This window comes from Naasia lichenicola (assembly GCF_004801885.1).
Classification (GTDB): Bacteria; Actinomycetota; Actinomycetes; order Actinomycetales; family Microbacteriaceae; genus Naasia; species Naasia lichenicola.
Window position 1 is genome coordinate 250,670 of record NZ_SSSM01000003.1, and the last position, 18,415, is coordinate 269,084.

Here is an 18,415-nt window from a genome sequence, read left to right on the forward strand (position 1 = left end):
ACACTACAAAGGCCATAGACGCGCGATGCGCCGAGGGCAAGGATGAGGCGCATGAGGCAGATCATCAGCACCGACGCCGCTCCTCGCTCGGCGATGTACAGCCAGGGCGTGCGGGTCGGCAGCCACATCTCGGTGTCCGGTCTGGTCGGGATCGACGCGACGACCGGCCGCCTCGCCGGTCCGACCATCCAGGAGCAGACCCGTCAGGCCCTCGCCAACTGCCGTCATGTGCTGGAGGCCGCGGGGGCGACCCTGGATGACGTGGTCGAGGTCGGCATCCTGCTGAGCGATCCCGACGACTTCCCGGGGATGAACGAGGAGTACGCCACCTGGTTCCCGACCGATCCGCCCACCCGATACGCCGCGAAGCTGGGCGCGGTGCTGCCCGGCGTGCTCGTCTCGATCCGGATGATCGCGATCACCGCGTAGCACCGCGCAGCCGGACCGCCCTGCCGGACCGCGCTGCCCCAGCCGTCCAGCCTCGGGCCCCTCGCACCCATCTAGGGTGTCGGGATGACCGACCGGCGAGGCTCGAGCGACCGGCAGGCCCGCACCCGCTGGATCTTCGCCGGCCAGCTGGGCCCGCTGTTCGACGACGGCGGACCGATGATGCTGATCGAGGCGCGCTCGGTGTTCGGCCGTCGCCCCATGCATCGTGCCAAGGCCCACCTCATCCTGTCCGCGCTCCGGCATCGCGCGGCCGAGCTCGGCGACCGGGCGGAGTTCCATCAGGTGGAGCGCTACGCGGACGTGGTCGACGGTCGGGACGACCTCGAGGTCATCGATCCGACCTCGTGGAGGGCGCGCCGATTCGTGCGCTCGCGCGGCATGGCCGTGCTGCCGAGCCGCGGCTTCGTGACGAGCGAGGAGGAGTTCCGCGAGTGGGCGGACTCCCGCGGCGACGGGCGCCTGCTGATGGAGGATTTCTACCGCGCCGTCCGCGAGCGGACCGGCATCCTCATGCGCGGCGAGGATCCTCGCGGCAGGCAGAACCCCGAGGGCGGCCAGTGGAACTACGACCACGACAACCGCAATCCGCCGCCGAAGAGTGCAGCTACCCTCGGCCTGCCGCACCCGTGGTGGCCGGAGGAGGACGAGATCGACGCCGAGGTCCGGCGCGACCTCGACCGCTGGCAGAAGGAGGGGATCGTCCAGCTGGTCGGAGACGACGGGCCCCGTCGCTTCGCGGCCACCGCCGTAGAGGCGGAGCGGGCACTGGCCGACTTCGTCGAGTCCCGGCTCGGAGACTTCGGCCCGTTCGAGGACGCCATGCTCAGCGGCGACTGGACCATGTCCCACTCGCTGCTCAGCGCGCCGATGAACCTCGGGCTCATCGATCCGCGGCACGTCCTCGACACGGTGGTCGCCGAGTACCACGCGGGCAACGCGCCGCTGTCGAGCGTCGAGGGCTACGTCCGCCAGATCGCCGGCTGGCGCGACTACGTCTGGCACCTCTACTGGCATCTGGGCGAGAGCTACCCGACGCGCAGCAACGCACTGCGCGCGACGGCGCCGCTGCCCGACGCCTTCCTCCGACTGGATGCCGACGCGATCGAGTCGAACTGCCTGCGCGAGACCATCGACGGCATGCGTCGGCACGGCTGGGCGCACCACATCCAGCGGCTGATGGTCCTCGGCAACTGGGCCCTCCAGCACGGCTACGACCCGGCGGCGCTCAGCGACTGGTTCATCGACATGTTCGTCGACGGCACCCCGTGGGTGATGCCCGTCAACGTCGTCGGGATGTCCCAGCACGCCGACGGCGGGATCGTGGCGACCAAGCCCTACGCCTCAGGTGGCGCGTACATCAACCGGATGTCCGACTACTGCGGAGGCTGCCGGTTCGATCCGAAGGTGCGTCTGGGCGAGAACGCCTGCCCGTTCACCGCCGGCTACTGGGCGTTCCTCGACCGGACCGAGCCGCTGCTGCGCGGCAACCACCGGATGGCGCAGCCCCTCGCCGGGCTGCGGCGGCTCGCCGACCGCGACGCGGTGGTGGACCAGGAGCGGCATCGCGAGAGCTGGTGACCCCGAGCGCGCTGGGTGGATGCTCAGTGACCGGGAGCATCATGGGGCAGGCATACGCGCCCCCATCATGGGGCAGGAAAGAGGACACCGTGGCAGACCTCGGCAACGACGAGAAGGTCAACGTGGAGAAGGACAAGACCTACTCCCCTTCGAGTGAACGGGAGACCGAGGTGACCCAGGCCGATCCCCGATCCTCCTCGACTCTCGACGACCCCGAGGTCGACGGCGAGGCGGTGAAGTCACTGCCCGGCGTGGGCGGTGCAGACGATGTCGGTGAGATCGACGTCGACGAGGAGGCGATCCGCGAGTCGATCGCCCGCCGCAACGGCAGCATCGACTGATTTCCAGGTAGCGGCATTGCCTCCCTCGGTGCGACCTGCCGCCGTAGCCTGTCGGATATGAGCGATGTGCGGAGCGAGATCAAGGAGTTCCTGAGCTCTCGCCGCGCTCGGATCAGCCCCGACGAAGCCGGGTTGCCCGCCTACGGCGGCAATCGCCGCGTCAAAGGGCTGCGCCGAGAGGAGGTAGCCCTGCTCGCCGGTGTCTCCGTCGACTACTACGTCCGACTCGAACGCGGCGATCTGGCCGGTGCATCGGAGAGCGTGCTCGACTCGCTCGCCAGCACGCTCAAGCTCGACGATGCGGAGCGGGAGTACCTCTTCGACCTCGCCCGCACGGCAGGGCCGTCGCACCGGCGCCCGACCCGCGCGAAAGGCACCGTGCGCCCCGCCGTCCTCCAGGTGCTCGACGCGATCAGCGACGCACCGGCCTGGGTGAGGAACGGCCGGCACGACATCCTCGCCGCGAACCGCCTCGCGCGAGCGCTCTACTCCCCCGTCTTCGACGACCCGCACCGCCCCGTCAACACCACCCGATTCGCCTACCTCAATCCTGCCGCTCGCGACTTCTGGCGCGACTACGACCGGATCGTGCACGACGCGGCGGCGATGCTGCGATTGGAAGCGGGACGCAATCCGCACGACCCCGACCTCATCCGCCTGGTCGGCGAGCTCTCCACCCAGAGCGAGCCGTTCCGGCAGCACTGGGCGTCGCGGGATGTGAAGTTCCACCGCAGCGGGCTGAAGCGCCTGCACCATCCGGTGGTCGGCGACCTGGATCTGAACTTCGAGTCGATGCCGTTGCCAAGCGATCCCGACCTGACGCTCAACGTCTACACGGCCCCGGCCGATTCGGCCTCGGCGGACGCGCTGCGCCTGCTCGCCTCGTGGGCCGCCACACAGGAGCGCGAGTTCTCGGACACCCCGGCCGGACCCACCACCTAGCCTCGGCCCTCCCTCGGGGATCAGGCGCGCGGCATCACTCGCAGTGTGGTCTGCTCGACGTCGGATCCGGTGATCGCACCGACGGGGCCGGGTCCGTATCGGTCGTACTTCGCGTGCAGGGCGGCCGTGAGCTCGGCGGCGATCGACGGATCGGCGAGCTCGAAGGTCACGTCCCTCTCGACTCCGCCGGCGCTGATCCTGCCCAGCCCCGATCGGCGCGCGCGTCGGAACCAGCCGTTCTCGGGTCCGTGGGCGGAGCGCACATAGAGCGAATCGCCGAGGGCAGTGTGCCAGATCGGGATGTAGGCGCGCATCGTGCCGTCGTCGCGCTGGGAGGCGATCTTCAACTCGCTTGCGCCGTCGATCCGGCGCAGCTCGTCGTCGGTCCAGGCGCTCACAGCCCCACCATCGCCATCCCGGCGTCGTCGTAGCGGTTGCCCGCGACGCCGATCCGCTCGACGAGGAGGTCGAGATCGGAGATGTCGTCCGCCGACAGTGCGACCTCGGTCGACGCGGCGTTCTCAAAGATCCGCTCCCGGCGCCGGGTTCCTGGGATGGGCACGATGAACGGGTGCTGAGCGAGCAGCCAGGCCAGTGCGACCTGACCGGGCGTCGCGTCGCGCTCGGCAGCGAGGGCCCGGACGTGATCGATGAGCGCCTGATTGGCCGCGAGGTTCTCGGCGGCGAACCGGGGAACGCGTCCGCGGATCTCCCCCGCTGCGAACCGGGTGTCGGCCGAGATGGATCCGGTGAGGAATCCCTTGCCGAGCGGACTGAACGGCACGAAGCCGATGCCGAGCTCGGCGAGGGTCGGCAGCACGTCGGCTTCGGGGTCGCGCGTCCAGAGCGAGTACTCACTCTGGACGGCGGTCACGGGGTGCACGGCATGCGCTCGACGGATGGTCTCTGCGCCCGCTTCGGACAGGCCGAAGTGCTTCACCTTGCCCTCGGCGACGAGCTCGCCGACCGTGCCGGCGACGTCCTCGATCGGCACGGCCGGATCGACGCGGTGCTGGTAGAACAGCTCGATCGCGTCGACGCCGAGGCGCCTCAGCGAAGCGTCCGCCACGCGGCGGATCTGCTCCGGACGCGAATCGGTGCCCTGCATCGCCCCGTCGACGATGTTCCAGCCGAACTTGGTGGCCACCACGACCTGATCGCGCATCGGGGCGATGGCGTCGCCGACCAGCTGCTCGTTGTCGTAGGGGCCGTAGACCTCGGCGGTGTCGATAAAGGTGACGCCGCGCTCGACGGCGTAGCGGAGCACGCCGATCATGTCGTCCCGGTCGCCGGGATTCGGGCCATAGCTCATGGACATGCCCATGGCGCCCAGTCCGATGGCCGAGACCTCGAGTCCCTGGCCGAGCTTCCTCGTGTGCATAGCTGCTCCTCTGAGATTGGTGCGGTGGCCGGCGATCGCGCGCCTGATCCCATCCCACCTCCTCCAGCCTGGCGGCGGGAGTGCGTGACGTGCCAGGTACCGCCGCAACCCCCTTCGGCCGTCAGCAGCACAGATGGCAGATGGCACTGACCGCGAGGCATTCGTTACCTTCCGTGGCACGGGGCGACGCGGCTCGTCTGTCAGGCCGTAGCGTCGTCCTATGGCTGATCGCGAGTATGGCTTCCGGACGCGTGCGATCCACGCGGGCAACATCCCCGATGCGGTCACCGGTGCGCGCGCGCTGCCGATCTACCAGACATCGGCCTTCGTCTTCGACGACACAGCAGACGCCGCCGCCCGCTTCGCGCTGCAGAAGTACGGCAACATCTACTCCCGGCTCGCCAACCCGACGGTCGCGAGCTTCGAGGAGCGGATCGCCTCCCTCGAGGGCGGGCTCGGAGCGGTCGCGACCGGCAGCGGCCTTTCGGCGCAGTTCATCACCTTCGCCTCCCTCGCCGGAGCGGGCGACCACATCGTGGCCGGCGCAGCCCTGTACGGCGGCTCGATCACCCAGCTCGACGTCACGCTGCGCCGGTTCGGCATCGAGACGACGTTCGTGCGCGGCTCGGATCCCGCCGACTACGCGGCCGCGATCACCGAGAAGACGAAACTGATCTTCGTCGAGATCGTCTCCAATCCGTCCGGCGAGGTCGCCGATCTGGAGGGCCTCGCCGACGTGGCTCATGCCCACCACCTGCCGCTGATCGTCGACTCGACCATCGCCACCCCGTACCTCAACCGCCCGATCGAATGGGGCGCCGACGTGGTCATCCACTCGGCGACCAAGTTCCTGGGCGGCCACGGCACGACCCTCGGCGGCGTGGTCGTCGAGAGCGGCCGGTTCCACTGGGCCAATGAGCGCTTCCCGCTGTTCGATCAGCCGGTCCCCCACTACGGCGGCCTGAACTGGCACGGCAACTTCGGCGAGTACGCATTCCTCACCCGGCTGCGGGCCGAGCAGCTGCGTGACATCGGCCCCACCCTCGCTCCGCACTCCGCCTTCCTGCTCGCTCAGGGGGTCGAGACCCTGCCGTTCCGGCTGCAGGCGCACGTCGACAACGCCCGCATCGTCGCCGAATGGCTCGACGCGGATCCCCGTGTCGACTACGTCAACTGGGCGGGCCTTCCGGCCCATCCGCACTACGACCGGGCGCTGAAGTACCTGCCGAAGGGGCCGGGATCGGTCTTCAGCTTCGGCGTGAAGGGTGGTCGGGACGCCGGGCGCGACTTCATCGAGGGAGTCGACCTGGCCAGCCACCTCGCGAACATCGGCGATGCCAAGACCCTCGTCATCCACCCCGCATCGACCACGCATGCCCAGCTCTCGGAGCAGCAGCTCAGCGAAGCGGGCGTCGAGGCGGGACTTGTGCGGATCAGCGTCGGCATCGAGGATGTCGACGACATCATCTACGACCTCGATCAGGCGCTCGATGCCGCCGCAAGGAGTGCAGCATGACGATCACGGCTACGGAGGACACAGCACCCGAGAACGAGCTGGTCAGCACCCAGCTGGCGAACGGCCTCACCTGCGAGCTGCCCGCCGACTCCCCGCTCGCGAAGCTGCTCGCCTCGCAGCGCACCTGGGTCGGCCCGTCAGCCAAGGAGCGCCTCGCGATCCTGAGGAAGGCGAAGTCGATCGCCATCGTCGGCGCCTCGCCCAGCCCCGCGCGGTCCAGCTACTTCGTCGGCACCTACCTGCTGCAGTCGAGCGACTACCGGGTCTACTTCGTGAACCCGAACGCGACGGAGATCCTGGGGCAGAAGGCCTACCCGGATCTCGCCTCGCTGCCCGAGGTGCCCGACATCGTCGACGTGTTCCGCAAGGGCAGCGACATCCCGTCGGTCATTGACGATGTGCTCGCGATCGGCGCGACGACGGTCTGGGTGCAGCTCGGAATCTGGAATGAGGAGGCGGCGATCTACGGGGAGAGCAAGGGCCTCACCGTCGTGATGGACCGCTGCCTCAAGGTCGAGCACGCCCGCTTCCACGGCGGACTGCACCTGCTGGGCTTCGACACCGGACAGATCACCTCGCGCAAGACGCTCCGCTGAGCACACGGCGCGCCGAGTTGCCCAGTTCTGCCGCCTGAATCGAGGAACAGGCGGCAGAAGTGGGCAGTTCAGTCGATGGAGCTCAGGGGCGGACGTCACCGTCCGGAGTTGAGCCGACGGCGATCGGGAGCTCAGGGTGGTTCGACCACTGACTCCATGAGCCGGGGTAGAGCACCGGACGGAAGCCCGCGATGGTCAGCGCGGCTGCCTGATGCGCGGCGGTGACGCCCGATCCGCAGTAGACCGCGACCGGGCTGCCGTCTGCGATGCCGAGGGCGGCGAAGGCGGTGCGCAGCTCGTCCGCCGCCTGGAAGCGTCCATCCGAGGTGAGGTTCTCGGTCGTCGGCCGACTGACCGCGCCCGGAATGTGTCCGGCGCGAGGATCGATCGGCTCCACCTCGCCGCGATAGCGCTCCCCTGCGCGCGCGTCGAGGAGGACGCCATGGGCCGGGTACCCCGCGACCTCCTCGATCGTGAGGCTCTTCAGCTCGCCTTCCCCCGCCTCGACATCCAGCTCGACGTCGCCGGCCTCGGGCACGACGTCGCCCGTGGCGACGGGCAGGCCGGCCTCGGTCCACGCGCGGTAGCCGCCGTCGAGGATGCGGACGTCCTCGATGCCCGCCGCACGGAGCAGCCACCAGGCGCGCGCGGCGCTGAGGCCCGTGTGATCATCCGCCACCACGACACGGTCGCCCCGGCGGATGCCCCAGCGACGGGCGCTCGCCTGCAGCTGCGTCCGCGACGGCAGCGGGTGGCGACCGTCCAGCGGCGCGCCATGCGCGGCGAGCTCATCATCGAGCGACACATACACGGCTCCTGGGATGTGACCGAGGAGGTACTCGGGCCGCCCGTCGGGCCGGTCGAGTCGCCATCGGACATCGAGGACGACGGGAGGCTGGTCCGACGACAGCTGCTCGGCGAGGCGCTCGGAGTCGATCAGCACGCCCCGGCTCGGATCCTCCTGCTGGACGGGTACCGCGGGCGATGATTCGGACATCGGAACTCCATCCTCAGCACGGGGTCACCCTCCATTGAAGTCCATGGGACCGATCGCAGCCCCCAGACGACGACGGGGCGACCGTGAACTGAAGGCACCGTCCCCGAGATATGCCTGATGGGGTGCCCATCTCGGGGGATTGACCGGCCGGTCTCGAATGAGAGAGCCTGGCCTCCCGGGTCGCACGACCAGGACCCGACGAACGAAGGATCTCCATGACCGACCCGAATTCCGGATTCGCCGACGCGACACCGTATGGCTCGACCCCCTCCGGCCCCACCCCGTACGGCTCCACCCCGTACGGATCTCTCGTCGATGCCCCCGAGCCCACGCGTCCGGCCACCGTCACGGCCGCCTTCTGGCTGTGGATCGGCGCCGCGGCGCTGAGTCTCGTGAGCCTCATCATCACGATCGTCTCGTTCGATTCGGTCAGGCAGGAGGCGCTCTCGGTCGTCGATGCTCAGGGCAACTCCGACGTCCTCCCGGATGGCAGCGTCGACGCGATCCTCAATGCGACCTTCGGTGCCTCGATCGCCTTCGCGGTCATCGGCCTCGCGCTCTACGTGGTGTTCGCCATCCTCGTCCGACGAGGGATGGGCTGGGCCAGATGGGTCTTGCTCGCCTTCGCGGCCCTGTCCATCTTCGGCATCATCGGCCAGTACGGGGTGGGCGCCGCCCAGTTCGTCTGCCTGGCGCTGGGCACGGTGCTCGTGTTCCTGCCGCGCTCGCGCGAGTTCTTCGCCGCGGCTCGCGCAGCCAGGGCGGCTCGTCGCACCGTCTGATCACCTTCGAGCGCGACGGCCACCTCTTCCGTCGACGGCCACCGTTGCAACACGTGCCGTCGTCGGAAAGGGTGGCCGTCGTCGTGTGAGCCGTACTCGTCTGGCCCTTCGAGGATCAGGCGATGCGGATCAGCTTCTTGTTGACGAACTCCTCGATGGCGAAGCGGCCCATCTCGCGGCCGAAGCCCGAGCGCTTGACGCCGCCGAACGGCAGCTCCACGGAGTCGCCCAGCACGAGGTTGATCCAGACCATGCCCGCATCCATCGCATCGGCGACGCGGATGGCCTGCTCGGGATCGGTCGTGTACACGTACGAGCCGAGTCCGTAAGGCGTGTCGTTGGCGACCTGGATCGCCTCCTCCTCCGACGAGACGCGGTAGAGCGCGGCGACGGGACCGAAGAACTCCTCGCGGTAGGCGTCCATCGACTCCGTGACGTCGGCGAGCACGGCGGGCGGGAAGAAGTTGTCCACTCGGTCGCCCGTCGCCAGCACCGTGGCGCCCTGACGGATCGCGCGCTCGAGCTGCTCGCCGAGTCGCTCGGAGGCGGCCGACGAGGACAGGGGACCGAGCACGGTGCCGTCCGCCAGCGGGTCGGCAGGCTGCGATGCGGTGAAGACCTCCGTGAACTTGGCGGCGAACGCGTCGTAGAGGTCGTCGATGACGATGAAGCGCTTGGCGGCGTTGCAGGATTGTCCGTTGTTGTCGATGCGGGCGTTCACCGCGTCCTGCACGGCGGCGTCGAGGTCGTCGGTGGAGAGCAGGATGAACGGGTCGGATCCGCCGAGCTCGAGGACGACCTTCTTCAGGTTGCGGCCTGCGATCTCGGCGACGGCGGCACCCGCACGCTCGGAACCGGTGACCGATACGCCCTGCACGCGCGGGTCGGCGATGATCGTGGCGATCTGGTCGTTGTCCGCATAGATGTTGACGTAGGCCGAGTCGTGGGCGCCGACGGCCGCCTCGGCGTCGTCGAAGATCTGGGCGATCGCGGCCGCGGACTCGGGGCACTGCGGCGCGTGCTTGAGCAGGATGGTGTTGCCCGCGATGATGTTCGGGCCGGCGAACCGGGCCACCTGGTAGTACGGGAAGTTCCAGGGCATGATGCCGAGCAGGACCCCGAGGCCCACGCGGCGGATGAAGGCCGATCCGGTGCCGTCGCTCAGCTCGATGGGCTCATCGGCGAGGAACTTCTCGCCGTTGTCGACGTAGTACTGGTAGATCGCGGCGGCGAAGTCCACCTCGCCGTAGGCCTGCTCCAGCGGCTTGCCCATCTCGCGGACGATGATCGCGGCCAGGTCGTCGCGGCGCTCCGTGTGCAGCTCGGCGACCTTCTGAATCAGCGCGATCCGGTCGGTCACCGGCACCTTGCGAGACCAGTCGGAGTAGGCCGCATGCGCAGCCGCGACGTCGGCGGTGAGCTGGTCGTCGGTGGCCGTGGGGTACTCGCGGACCGTCTCGTTCGACGCCGGATTGATGACCGCGTAGTGGCTCATGTCAGTGCTCCTTGATGGGGTGTGGTGTGCTGCTGGAGGTCGTCGATGATCTCGTCGGCGAGCCGCCATCCGACCCGGATGCCGCCGTCGACGTGCTGGTAGCCGTGGCCCGCGACGTCGCTCGACCCGAACCGGATCGGGCCGACGGGCTCGAGCTGCAGAGCGCCGTAGCGGGTGAGCCCGCCCAGATCGAAGCTGCTGGCGTAGGCGCCGCGCGTCCACTCCTCCGCCGCCCAGTCGCTCTCGTAGTACACCGTCGGCTCGAGCGCCTGAGGCCCGAGATAGGCGGCCAGGGAGGCGAGGACCTCCGCCTTCCGCTCGTCCGCATCCAGCGAGAACACCCCGTCCGCCTTCTCGTCGGACACGAAGCCGACAAGGGTGCCCTGGGTCTCGCCGTGGTTGGTGTTGTCGTAGACCTCGTGGACCAGCTGATACGGGCTGAAGGCCGTCCCCGAGAGTCCGTCCGAACGCCAGAACGGCGTCGGGTAGGTGGCGTGCACCTTGATGACGAGGCCGAGCGACTGATGCTGCAGCGCCTGGTGACGCAGCCGCGGCAGTGGCGGCTCGTAGGCGATCACGGCCTGCAGGTTGGGCGCCACGGCGACGATCGCGGCCCGCGCGGTGACGGTGAGCTGCGCGCTCGAGGACACGATGCGGACCGAGTCGTCGGTCCATTCGATGGTGTCGACGGCGGCTCCGAGGACCACGTCATCGTCGAGCTCAGCCGCGAGTCGCAGCGGCACCTGCTGGAGGCCGCCGACGACCCGCTTGTCGAGGATGAAGTCGGCGTCGACGAGGTGGCTGAAGCTGCCCGCACTGGCCGCCATCAGCAGCGCCTGGAGCAGGGAGAAGGAGTGCGCCGGCTTGGTCAGCATGGCGTCGGCGATGAAGAGGGCGATGTTCTCGATCGTCTCCTCGTCGTCGGTCTGCTCGGACAGCCATTGCCGGAAGGAGATGCGGTCGTATTCGGCGGCGTTCGGATGCTCCCAGGGCGAGGCGGGATCTACCTCGGCGGTCAGCTCGTCCATGAGAGCGACGAGCCGGTCGAACTCCTGCTGCGTCGACTCCGAGGCGGGGAAGGTGGCCCCCACGTAGCGGTGGGTGACGCCGTCGGCTCCGATGTACACGCTCTCGCCCTCGCGGTAGCGCGAGTAGGTGTCCAGCCCGAGCTCGTCGAGGGTCTCGATGAGGGCGGTCTGATCGGGCGAGACCCACTGGCCGCCGATCTCGTAGAGCTGGCCGTCGATGGAATTCGTCCACAGCCGGCCTCCCACCCGATCGCGCGCCTCGAGCACGAGGACGGACAGTCCGGCGCGGCGCAGGCGACGAGCGGCGGTGAGCCCGGTCACCCCGGCGCCGACGATCACGACATCGCGGGAGAGGTCAGGCACCACAACTCTTTTCAGGGCTCGAGGAGGTCGTCGGCGAGCGTTTCCGAAGCACGGACGGCGATACGCAGACCTTTTCGCCACCGATCCTACATGGCAGGGTGCGCATGATCCGAGGCTCGGCGCCTCTCCCGTGCACCGAAATAGGCTGGCCCGATGGACGATCGCGGATGAACGGCGCCGAGCCCGATCGCTGGTCGGACGTCGCCGCAGACTGGTCCCGGCTGTGGGGCGATCATCCCCGCGCGGCCTGGCAGGCGATCGCGACCGCTGCTCGGATCGATGCGGACGTGCACGTGCTCGACGTGGGCTGCGGATCGGGCGAGTTCCTCCGGTTCGCCGCGTCGCTCGGCGCACGGGTCTCGGGCGTCGACCCCGCGGTGGGCATGCTCGAGCTGGCCCGGCGTGCGGCACCGGACGCCGACCTCTCGGCGGCCGGATGGGAGTCGCTTCCGTTCGACGACGGCAGCATCGATGTGGTCGTGGCGATCAATGCCCTCCAGTTCGCCGACGATCTCGACGCGGCCCTCGCCGAGGTCGAGCGGGTGCTGCGCCCGGGAGGTCGGATCGCGATAGCCAACTGGGCGGAGGCGGAGCGCAACGACATCGAGCGGATCGAGCAGGCGCTCGCCGAGGCAGACGGTGAGGAGCCGCTCCCCGACGATGATCTCCGCCTGCCCGGCGGCCTCGATAGGCTGCTCGGATCCGCCTGGCCGATCCTCGGCTCGGGCATCGTCGAAGCCGTCTGGACCCCCGCCGACGACGCCGACCTCCTGCTCGGTGTGCTGCTCGGCGAGGATGAGGCCGGTCTGGTAGAGCGCGGGCCGACGGTGCTCGCAGCGGCTGCGCGATTCCGCCGACCCGACGGCTCGTACCGAGTGGTCGACGCGTTCCGCTGGGTGGTCGCGGGCGGCCAGTGACACGGATGTCGAGGGGCCCGGATCAGCGGGATCCGTCGACGGGCCGCGGCTGTCTCAGGCGGGCGCGATTCGTCCCGGTCGACGGCCTTCGACGATGTAGCCGAGCTGGAACGCGAGGACCCCGACGAGGATGAGCAGCGCGCTGCCGATGGGGACGGCGTCGACGCCCGCTGCACCGATCGCGGCCCGTCCGAAGATGGGCGCGATCGCGATGCCGAGGTACAGCGCCGTCGAGTTCCAGGCCAGCGCGATGGGTGCGGTGAGGGGATCGATCAGCGTCTCGCGCAGTTGGACCGCGGGCTGCTGCGCGTTGGCGCAGAGGCCCCAGACCATGAAGGACACGACGGTCAGCGGCAGGCTCCACGCGGCGAACGGGAAGAGCAGCAGTGCCAACGCGAATAGCACGGGGACCGTGAGCATCACCCGCCGGCTGCCGTAGCGGTCGGCGAGCCGCCCGCCGGCCGCGTTGCCGACGAGGCCCGCGACGCCGAGGGAGAAGAGCACGAGCGCGAGCAGGGTGCCCGCTCCCCCGGTCGTCTGCTCGGTCAGCTGTGAGCTGAAGATGTACACCGTGTTGAAGGCCCCCGTGGCGCAGACCGTGGTGGCGAGCGCGAAGAGCAGCCGGGAGTCGAGGAGCGCTCGGAATCGGGTGCGGACGGGGATGCTGCCGGCGGCGGGCACCCGGCGCACGGCGAGCGGGGTGGCGACGGCGCAGACGACGGCGAGGATCGCGACGCCGAGCAGCGATCCGCGCCAGCCGACATAGCCGGCGGCGAGGGTTCCGAGCGGGGCGCCGAGGGCGGAGGCGGCCGCGAAGCCGCCGACCACGACCGCGATGGACCGCGCGCGCCGATGCGGCGGTGCGAGCAGGGCCGCGACGGCGGTCGCGGTCGGCACGAGAGCGGCTCCGCCGACCGCCGCGACGACCCGTCCGACGATGAACAGCTCGAGATCTGGCGCGACAACGACGATGCCGGTCCCCACGACCACGACGATCAGCCCGGCCACCATCAGGCCCGTGCGCGACACCCGCGCGAACGCGATCGAGAAGACCGGCGACAGGACCGCCACCACGGCCGCATACGCCGTGATCGACAGCGCGACGTCGTTGGGATGCACCCGGAGGTCGTCGGCGATGTGCGGAAGCAGTCCGGCGATCACGAAGGCATTGGTCGCCACCACGAACAGCCCGAGCGCCAGCACGAGCAGCGTGACCCGCAGGTGGGCCGGACCCTCGTCGAGCGGCTCGGCGGCTGGTACCCGGTCCTGCGTCATGACGCGCTCCTGCGGACGAAACGCGACCGGGTACCAGCGCGTTTCGTCCGCAGCACCGCGCTGTGTCCGGAGGAGAGCAGTGTGATCAGCCCGTGTTCTGCAGGCCGGCCGCGACGCCGCTCACCGAGAGCAGCAGCAGGCGCTGCAGATCGGGATCGGCGGGAGCGCCCTCGGGGGCCTCGCGGAGCGCGCGCAGGGCTCGCAGCTGGAGCAGCGACAGCGCATCGACGTATGGGCTGCGCATCTTGACCGCTCGCTGCAGCACCGGCTTGCCAGCGAGGAGCTCGCCGCCGCCGGCGATCCGGATGACCCAGGATCGGGTGAGCGCCATCTCCTCGCGGACGAGCGCGGCGAGATCGTCGCGGTCGCCCAGAGCGAGGTAGTGCCGCGCGATCCGGGTGTCCGCCTTCGCGAGGCCCATGGCGACGTTGTCGATGAGAGTGTGGAAGAGCGGCCACTCCCGATAGGCGGCGACGAGACGCTGCTCATCGCCGACGGATTCGAGGGCGGTGCCGAGCCCGAACCAGCCGGCCAGGTTCATCCGCGCCTGGGTCCACGAGAAGACCCACGGGATCGCCCGCAGGTCCTCCAGGGACTCGACGGACAGGCCGCGCCGCGCGGGCCGAGAGCCGAGGGCGAGCAGGCCGACCTCCTCCATCGGAGTGACCGTGGCGAACCACGGCGCGAAGCCCTCGGCCTTGACCAAGCTGAAGAACCGCTCGCGCGACGACAGATCCATGGTGGCGGCGACATCGGCGTAGCGCGCGGCCGCGTCCTCGTTGCGCTCCTCGGTCGAGGGCGCCGAGGCGAGCAGCACGGCGGCAGCCACCTGATCGATGTGCCGCATGGCGATGTCCCGGCCGCCGTAGCGGGCGAAGATGACCTCGCCCTGCTCGGTGAGCTTGAATCGGCCGTCGACCGAGTGCGGCGGCTGGGCGAGGATCGCGGAGTTGGCCGGTCCGCCGCCCCGACCGAGCGCTCCGCCGCGGCCGTGGAAGAGGGTCAGCTCGATGTCGTTGTCCTGCGCCCACGCGGAGATCTTGCGCTGCGCCTCGTAGAGGGCGAGGGTGGCGGCCACCGGTCCGACGTCCTTCGACGAGTCGGAGTATCCGAGCATCACCTCCATCCGACGCCCCGTGGCATCGAGACGGGCGGCGAACTCGGGGTGCTGCACGACTTCGGCGAGGATGCCGGGAGCGGCCTGCAGATCGGCGAAGGTCTCGAAGAGCGGGATGACATCGAGCACGGGCGCTGTCTCGTTCGGGCCGATCGCCGCGGCGGCGAGTCGGTGCACGTTGACCAGGTCCTCGGCGGACTGGGTGAACGAGACGATGTAGCGGCCGGCCGCGCGAGGACCGTAGCGGCGCTGGATCTGCGCGATCGCACGCACGACCTGCAGCGCCTCCTCCGCGAGCTCGCTGGGCTGCTCGCCGGTCGATGTGCCCTCGTCGAGCTCGGCGAGGACCTCGCGATGGATCGCGGAGTGCTGACGAACCTCCAGCTCGGCGAGGTGGAAGCCGAAGGTCTGCACCTGCCAGATGAACTCCTGCAGCTGCCCGTAGGCCTGCCGGACGGCACCGGCGGCGATCAGCGACTGCTGCACGACGGTCAGATCCGCGAGCAGCTGATCGGGATCCGCATAGGCGAGGTCGGCGTCGCGGGTGCGGGTCGCCGCGATCCGCCGCGCCAGCAGGAGCAGCACCCGACGGTGCGGCTCGTTCGGCGAGCGCTTCGCCACCTCGGCACCCGCCGCCTCGTCGGCCGCGCGCAGCCGGTGCCAGAGCGCTCGCAGCTCCGGGGACGGCGGGGTGGTCGACGCGTCAAGGGTGAGTCCGCGGCCCACACGGGCGGCGGTGCGCTCCAGCCCGAGCAGCGCGTGCTCGCTCGCGATGCCCGCCGCCTGCTTGGTGACCGACGCGGTGACGAATGGGTTGCCATCCCGATCGCCTCCGACCCAGGTTCCGAGGCGCACGAACGGACGGACGATGGGTGCCGCGTCGCCCGCCTTCTCGCCCTGCAGCACGTCGTCGACCTTGCGGTAGACGGCGGGGATCGTCGTGTAGAGGGTCTCGTCGAAGACGGCCATGATCGAGCGGACCTCGTCGACCGGCGACGGCTTCTCCGCACGGAGCGGCGCGGTGCGCCAGAGGGTGTCGATCTCTTCGAGCATGCTGCGCTCGTTGCGCTGCCGGGCGGTGCCGCCGAGCGCCTCGTCGTGCTCGTCGAGCAGGCCGGCGAGGCGACGGATGCTGTCCGACACCGCGCGGCGCCGCGCCTCTGTGGGGTGCGCGGTGAACACGGGATGGAACTTCAGCGACTGGAGGCGATCCATCGCGACATCCGGTCCGACCTCGTCGGTCAGCTGGCGGAAGGCGGCGCCGATCGAGTCGGCGCCGTCCTCATGCCGGGCGACGATCTCGCGCTCGCGGAGCGCCCGGACCCGCTGGTGCTCTTCGGCCGTGTTGACCAGGTGGAAGTATGCGGTGAACGCCCGCGCGACCTCGTCGGCGCGCTGGATCGAGAAGGACTCGGCGATGCTCGCGGCGTTAGCGAAGGCGCCGTCGGTCTCGTCGGTGTACGCCTGGATGGTGGCGATCCTCAGCCGTTCGACGTCTTCGAAGAGCTCGGGCGATCCGCTCTCACGGAGCACTCGTCCGAGCAGCTCGCCGAGGAGGTGCACATCGGAGCGCATCTGCTCCGGGATCCGCTGCTCGGCCTCGAATCGGCCGACGAGGTCGATCGATTCGGACTCGGCGCCTGCCTCCGTGCCTGCCTCGGTGCCTGCCTCGGTATCCGGGGTTGTGGGTTCAGCCATGCCTCGACGTTAGAGCCTGCGTGTTTCGCGCTCGTTCCAAACCCCCGAGTGAGGTCGCACCGTCCGCCCGGTTCTGACGTCTGAGCAGGGCAGCGGACGAGCTACTAGCGTTGACGCCGTGACCTCCACCTCGCCCCGCCCTCGATCCGGCACCCGCGTCGATCTGGCCTTCGGACCCTACGACGCCTCGTTCGCGAGCATCGGCGCCACCCTGCGCACCCTGAGGTACGAGGGCCGCGACCTCGTCGTGCCCTTCGAGGCGGACGAGGTGCGCCCGTACTACCGCGGCACCGTGCTCGCGCCATGGCCGAACCGCGTGGTCGACGGCCGATACACCGACGCGGACGGCCGGCTGCAGAAGCTCGCCATCACCGAGCCGGATCGCGGGCACGCGCTGCACGGGCTCACGCCGTGGCTCGACTTCGCCATCGTCGACAGCACGAGCACCTCGGTCATGTTCGCCGCGACCATCCCCGCGCAGGCGGGCTATCCGCATCAGATCGCCGTCACGGTGGAGTTCTGGCTGGATGCCGCCGGCCTGCATTCGACCACCCGCGCGCGCAACGACGACACGGTGGCTGCGCCGCTCGGGTTGAGCACCCACCCCTACCTGGTCGGCGGCCCCGGCAGGGTCGGCGAGTGGAGCCTCGAGCTGCCGGCCGTCCAGATCCTGGATGCGGACGAGCGCCTCACCCCCACCGAGCTCGGCTCCGTCGAGACGTCGGCGTTCTCGGCGTACGACTTCCGTTCCGCCCGGCCGATCGGCGACCTCGAGATCGACCATGCCTTCACCGGCTTGACCGACCAGGGCGCGGAGCACGTCGTGAAGGTGCTGGCATCCGATGGAACCGGTGTCCAGCTCAGCTGGCCGCACGGCGACTGGGTGCAGATCCACACCGCCGACCTGCCGGATCCGGCGATCAGCCGTCTCGGCGTCGCGGTCGAGCCGATGACCTGCCCGCCCGACGTCTTCAACTCCGATCTCGCGGCCGCGCTGGTGCAGCCCGACGAGACCCGCGAGCTGTCCTTCACCATCTCCGCGGTGAATGCCTGACGGCCTGACGGCCGAGACTCTCCCGAGCTTCAGCTGGTCGTGCCGACCCTGCTCGTCGCAGGATCGACGACCGGCGAATCGATGGCCTGGTGATACGCGGCACGCGCCTGGTCGCGGCGCTCGCGGGCCTGCTTCTTCGCGGCCTTCGCGGCCACGATCTCGGCTGCGGCCTCCCTCTTGGCGGTGCGCGCGTCGAGCCAGATCTTCCGATCGCCGGCGCTCGCAGACGCCCGCATGTTCGCATACGCAAGCGCGACCGCCGGCACCAGGCGGCGTCGCAGATCCTTCGCGTCCGCGACCCGCGTCTTCGCGGCGGCCAGGTCGTGCTGTCGGGCCTTCAGCTCTTCGGCGAGCGCGGTCGCGCGATCCTTCTCCATGCGTCCGAGCCTGGCACTCGCCAGGTCGACCGCGCACCATGACGGGCTCTTCTCGGATGCAGCGCTCAGGATCAGATCAGCGCTCAGCACTCGCTCGCCCGGTGCGCAGGCCGTGCACAGCCCTGCCCGATCCCGCGGCATTTGCTAGCGTCGGAGACAGAGCCCTCCTCCCGGCGGGCTCCGGACGAGCGGCAGCGTACCCGTGCAGACGACGGTGCCATGGGACTCCTCATGGGCATCGTCATCCAGGTCGCCGGTTCGCTCCTCATCCTCTGCGGCTTCGCGCTCGCTCAGTTCGGCGTGCTCGAGGTGAAGTCGCGGATCTATCTCATCGTGAACACCGTGGGCTCGGCGATCCTCGCGGTCGACGCCTGGCTCGGGCAGCAGTGGGGATTCCTGCTCCTCGAGGGCGTCTGGGCCATCGTCTCCGGAATCGGTCTGATCGCGGCGCTGTCCGGCCGGAGGCCCGCGTCTAAGGCTCCTCAGTGACAGCCGATCGAGGCTGGTC

At 69.8% G+C, this 18,415-nt stretch carries 18 protein-coding genes; 10 read left to right on the forward strand and 8 right to left on the reverse strand.

Annotation, left to right across the window (positions count from 1 at the left end; genetic code table 11):
- Positions 1-51 precede the first annotated feature (51 nt).
- The 4 genes from E6C64_RS06360 (at position 52) to E6C64_RS06375 (ending at position 3,311) form a co-directional block, all read left to right on the forward strand.
- Positions 52-429, forward strand: coding sequence for a RidA family protein (locus E6C64_RS06360; protein WP_136426805.1), 378 nt, complete (start codon positions 52-54; stop codon positions 427-429).
- A gap of 84 nt (positions 430-513) precedes the next feature.
- The gene (locus E6C64_RS06365; protein WP_136426806.1) at positions 514-2,028 is read left to right on the forward strand and encodes a cryptochrome/photolyase family protein; all 1,515 of its coding nucleotides are present in this window, start codon (positions 514-516) and stop codon (positions 2,026-2,028) included.
- A 26-nt stretch (positions 2,029-2,054) separates the two neighbouring features.
- Positions 2,055-2,369, forward strand: coding sequence for a hypothetical protein (locus E6C64_RS06370; protein WP_136426807.1), 315 nt, complete (start codon positions 2,055-2,057; stop codon positions 2,367-2,369).
- A 57-nt stretch (positions 2,370-2,426) separates the two neighbouring features.
- Entirely contained in the window at positions 2,427-3,311 is an 885-nt protein-coding gene (locus E6C64_RS06375; RefSeq protein WP_136426808.1) for a helix-turn-helix transcriptional regulator, read from the forward strand.
- A gap of 20 nt (positions 3,312-3,331) precedes the next feature.
- On the opposite strand, the gene E6C64_RS06380 is transcribed toward E6C64_RS06375, so the two are convergent.
- Both E6C64_RS06380 and E6C64_RS06385 read right to left on the reverse strand, forming a co-directional pair.
- A complete protein-coding gene (locus tag E6C64_RS06380; protein WP_136426809.1) occupies positions 3,332-3,709 on the reverse strand; it encodes a DUF2255 family protein in 378 nt (125 codons plus the stop codon).
- Positions 3,706-4,692 carry an aldo/keto reductase gene (locus E6C64_RS06385; RefSeq protein WP_136426810.1) on the reverse strand — a complete coding sequence of 329 codons (987 nt, stop codon included), beginning with the start codon at positions 4,690-4,692 and terminating at the stop codon, positions 3,706-3,708. Before E6C64_RS06385 ends, E6C64_RS06380 begins: the two co-directional genes overlap by 4 nt.
- Positions 4,693-4,912: 220 nt before the next feature.
- On the opposite strand from E6C64_RS06385, the gene E6C64_RS06390 reads away from it, so the two are divergent.
- Positions 4,913-6,208: an O-acetylhomoserine aminocarboxypropyltransferase/cysteine synthase family protein gene (locus tag E6C64_RS06390; RefSeq protein ID WP_136426811.1), complete on the forward strand. Its 1,296-nt coding sequence runs from the start codon at positions 4,913-4,915 to the stop codon at positions 6,206-6,208.
- Positions 6,205-6,804, forward strand: a complete 600-nt coding sequence (locus E6C64_RS06395) for a CoA-binding protein (RefSeq protein ID WP_136426812.1) — start codon at positions 6,205-6,207, stop codon at positions 6,802-6,804. The genes E6C64_RS06390 and E6C64_RS06395 overlap by 4 nt, the downstream gene beginning before the upstream one ends.
- Before the next feature lie 82 nt (positions 6,805-6,886).
- Here E6C64_RS06395 and E6C64_RS06400 read toward each other — a convergent pair whose 3' ends face one another.
- Positions 6,887-7,801: a sulfurtransferase gene (locus tag E6C64_RS06400; protein WP_136426813.1), complete on the reverse strand. Its 915-nt coding sequence runs from the start codon at positions 7,799-7,801 to the stop codon at positions 6,887-6,889.
- 215 nt (positions 7,802-8,016) lie between these two features.
- Here E6C64_RS06400 and E6C64_RS06405 point away from each other — a divergent pair, with 215 nt between their 5' ends.
- Positions 8,017-8,583 carry a hypothetical protein gene (locus E6C64_RS06405; RefSeq protein WP_136426814.1) on the forward strand — a complete coding sequence of 189 codons (567 nt, stop codon included), beginning with the start codon at positions 8,017-8,019 and terminating at the stop codon, positions 8,581-8,583.
- A gap of 115 nt (positions 8,584-8,698) precedes the next feature.
- Here E6C64_RS06405 and E6C64_RS06410 read toward each other — a convergent pair whose 3' ends face one another.
- Both E6C64_RS06410 and E6C64_RS06415 read right to left on the reverse strand, forming a co-directional pair.
- Positions 8,699-10,078 carry an NAD-dependent succinate-semialdehyde dehydrogenase gene (locus E6C64_RS06410; protein ID WP_136426815.1) on the reverse strand — a complete coding sequence of 460 codons (1,380 nt, stop codon included), beginning with the start codon at positions 10,076-10,078 and terminating at the stop codon, positions 8,699-8,701.
- Complete coding sequence (locus E6C64_RS06415) at positions 10,075-11,469, reverse strand: flavin monoamine oxidase family protein (RefSeq protein ID WP_136426816.1); 1,395 nt, start codon at positions 11,467-11,469, stop codon at positions 10,075-10,077. The genes E6C64_RS06410 and E6C64_RS06415 overlap by 4 nt, the downstream gene beginning before the upstream one ends.
- Before the next feature lie 167 nt (positions 11,470-11,636).
- Between E6C64_RS06415 and E6C64_RS06420 the strand changes: the two genes are divergently transcribed.
- Complete coding sequence (locus E6C64_RS06420) at positions 11,637-12,386, forward strand: class I SAM-dependent methyltransferase (RefSeq protein ID WP_136426817.1); 750 nt, start codon at positions 11,637-11,639, stop codon at positions 12,384-12,386.
- A gap of 54 nt (positions 12,387-12,440) precedes the next feature.
- Here the strand turns inward: E6C64_RS06420 and E6C64_RS06425 are convergent, their stop codons facing one another.
- Together E6C64_RS06425 and E6C64_RS06430 are read right to left on the reverse strand one after the other, a co-directional pair.
- On the reverse strand, positions 12,441-13,661 hold the full coding sequence (locus E6C64_RS06425) for an MFS transporter (protein WP_136426818.1): 1,221 nt from the start codon (positions 13,659-13,661) through the stop codon (positions 12,441-12,443).
- 85 nt (positions 13,662-13,746) lie between these two features.
- The gene (locus tag E6C64_RS06430; RefSeq protein WP_233255530.1) at positions 13,747-16,353 is read right to left on the reverse strand and encodes a phosphoenolpyruvate carboxylase; all 2,607 of its coding nucleotides are present in this window, start codon (positions 16,351-16,353) and stop codon (positions 13,747-13,749) included.
- Between the two features lie 241 nt (positions 16,354-16,594).
- Between E6C64_RS06430 and E6C64_RS06435 the strand changes: the two genes are divergently transcribed.
- A complete protein-coding gene (locus tag E6C64_RS06435) occupies positions 16,595-17,530 on the forward strand; it encodes an aldose 1-epimerase family protein (RefSeq protein ID WP_233255497.1) in 936 nt (311 codons plus the stop codon).
- A 29-nt stretch (positions 17,531-17,559) separates the two neighbouring features.
- Here the strand turns inward: E6C64_RS06435 and E6C64_RS06440 are convergent, their stop codons facing one another.
- Positions 17,560-17,907 (reverse strand): hypothetical protein, encoded by a 348-nt coding sequence (locus tag E6C64_RS06440; RefSeq protein ID WP_136426820.1) that lies wholly within the window; start codon positions 17,905-17,907, stop codon positions 17,560-17,562.
- Positions 17,908-18,126: 219 nt separating this feature from the next.
- Here E6C64_RS06440 and E6C64_RS06445 point away from each other — a divergent pair, with 219 nt between their 5' ends.
- Positions 18,127-18,396 (forward strand): CBU_0592 family membrane protein, encoded by a 270-nt coding sequence (locus tag E6C64_RS06445; RefSeq protein ID WP_199240978.1) that lies wholly within the window; start codon positions 18,127-18,129, stop codon positions 18,394-18,396.
- The last annotated feature ends 19 nt before the right edge of the window (positions 18,397-18,415 follow it).

Bases quoted from the DNA above. Each gene is read 5' to 3' on its own strand.
- E6C64_RS06360 (WP_136426805.1), top strand. From the start codon at position 52: ATGAGGCAGATCATCAGCACCGACGCCGCTCCTCGCTCGGCGATGTAC.
- E6C64_RS06365 (WP_136426806.1), top strand. From the start codon at position 514: ATGACCGACCGGCGAGGCTCGAGCGACCGGCAGGCCCGCACCCGCTGG.
- E6C64_RS06375 (WP_136426808.1), top strand. From the start codon at position 2,427: ATGAGCGATGTGCGGAGCGAGATCAAGGAGTTCCTGAGCTCTCGCCGC.
- E6C64_RS06385 (WP_136426810.1), bottom strand. From the start codon at position 4,692: ATGCACACGAGGAAGCTCGGCCAGGGACTCGAGGTCTCGGCCATCGGA.
- E6C64_RS06390 (WP_136426811.1), top strand. From the start codon at position 4,913: ATGGCTGATCGCGAGTATGGCTTCCGGACGCGTGCGATCCACGCGGGC.
- E6C64_RS06395 (WP_136426812.1), top strand. From the start codon at position 6,205: ATGACGATCACGGCTACGGAGGACACAGCACCCGAGAACGAGCTGGTC.
- E6C64_RS06400 (WP_136426813.1), bottom strand. From the start codon at position 7,801: ATGTCCGAATCATCGCCCGCGGTACCCGTCCAGCAGGAGGATCCGAGC.
- E6C64_RS06405 (WP_136426814.1), top strand. From the start codon at position 8,017: ATGACCGACCCGAATTCCGGATTCGCCGACGCGACACCGTATGGCTCG.
- E6C64_RS06410 (WP_136426815.1), bottom strand. From the start codon at position 10,078: ATGAGCCACTACGCGGTCATCAATCCGGCGTCGAACGAGACGGTCCGC.
- E6C64_RS06420 (WP_136426817.1), top strand. From the start codon at position 11,637: ATGAACGGCGCCGAGCCCGATCGCTGGTCGGACGTCGCCGCAGACTGG.
- E6C64_RS06425 (WP_136426818.1), bottom strand. From the start codon at position 13,661: ATGACGCAGGACCGGGTACCAGCCGCCGAGCCGCTCGACGAGGGTCCG.
- E6C64_RS06430 (WP_233255530.1), bottom strand. From the start codon at position 16,353: ATGCGCTCCGATGTGCACCTCCTCGGCGAGCTGCTCGGACGAGTGCTC.
- E6C64_RS06440 (WP_136426820.1), bottom strand. From the start codon at position 17,907: ATGGAGAAGGATCGCGCGACCGCGCTCGCCGAAGAGCTGAAGGCCCGA.
- E6C64_RS06445 (WP_199240978.1), top strand. From the start codon at position 18,127: ATGGGACTCCTCATGGGCATCGTCATCCAGGTCGCCGGTTCGCTCCTC.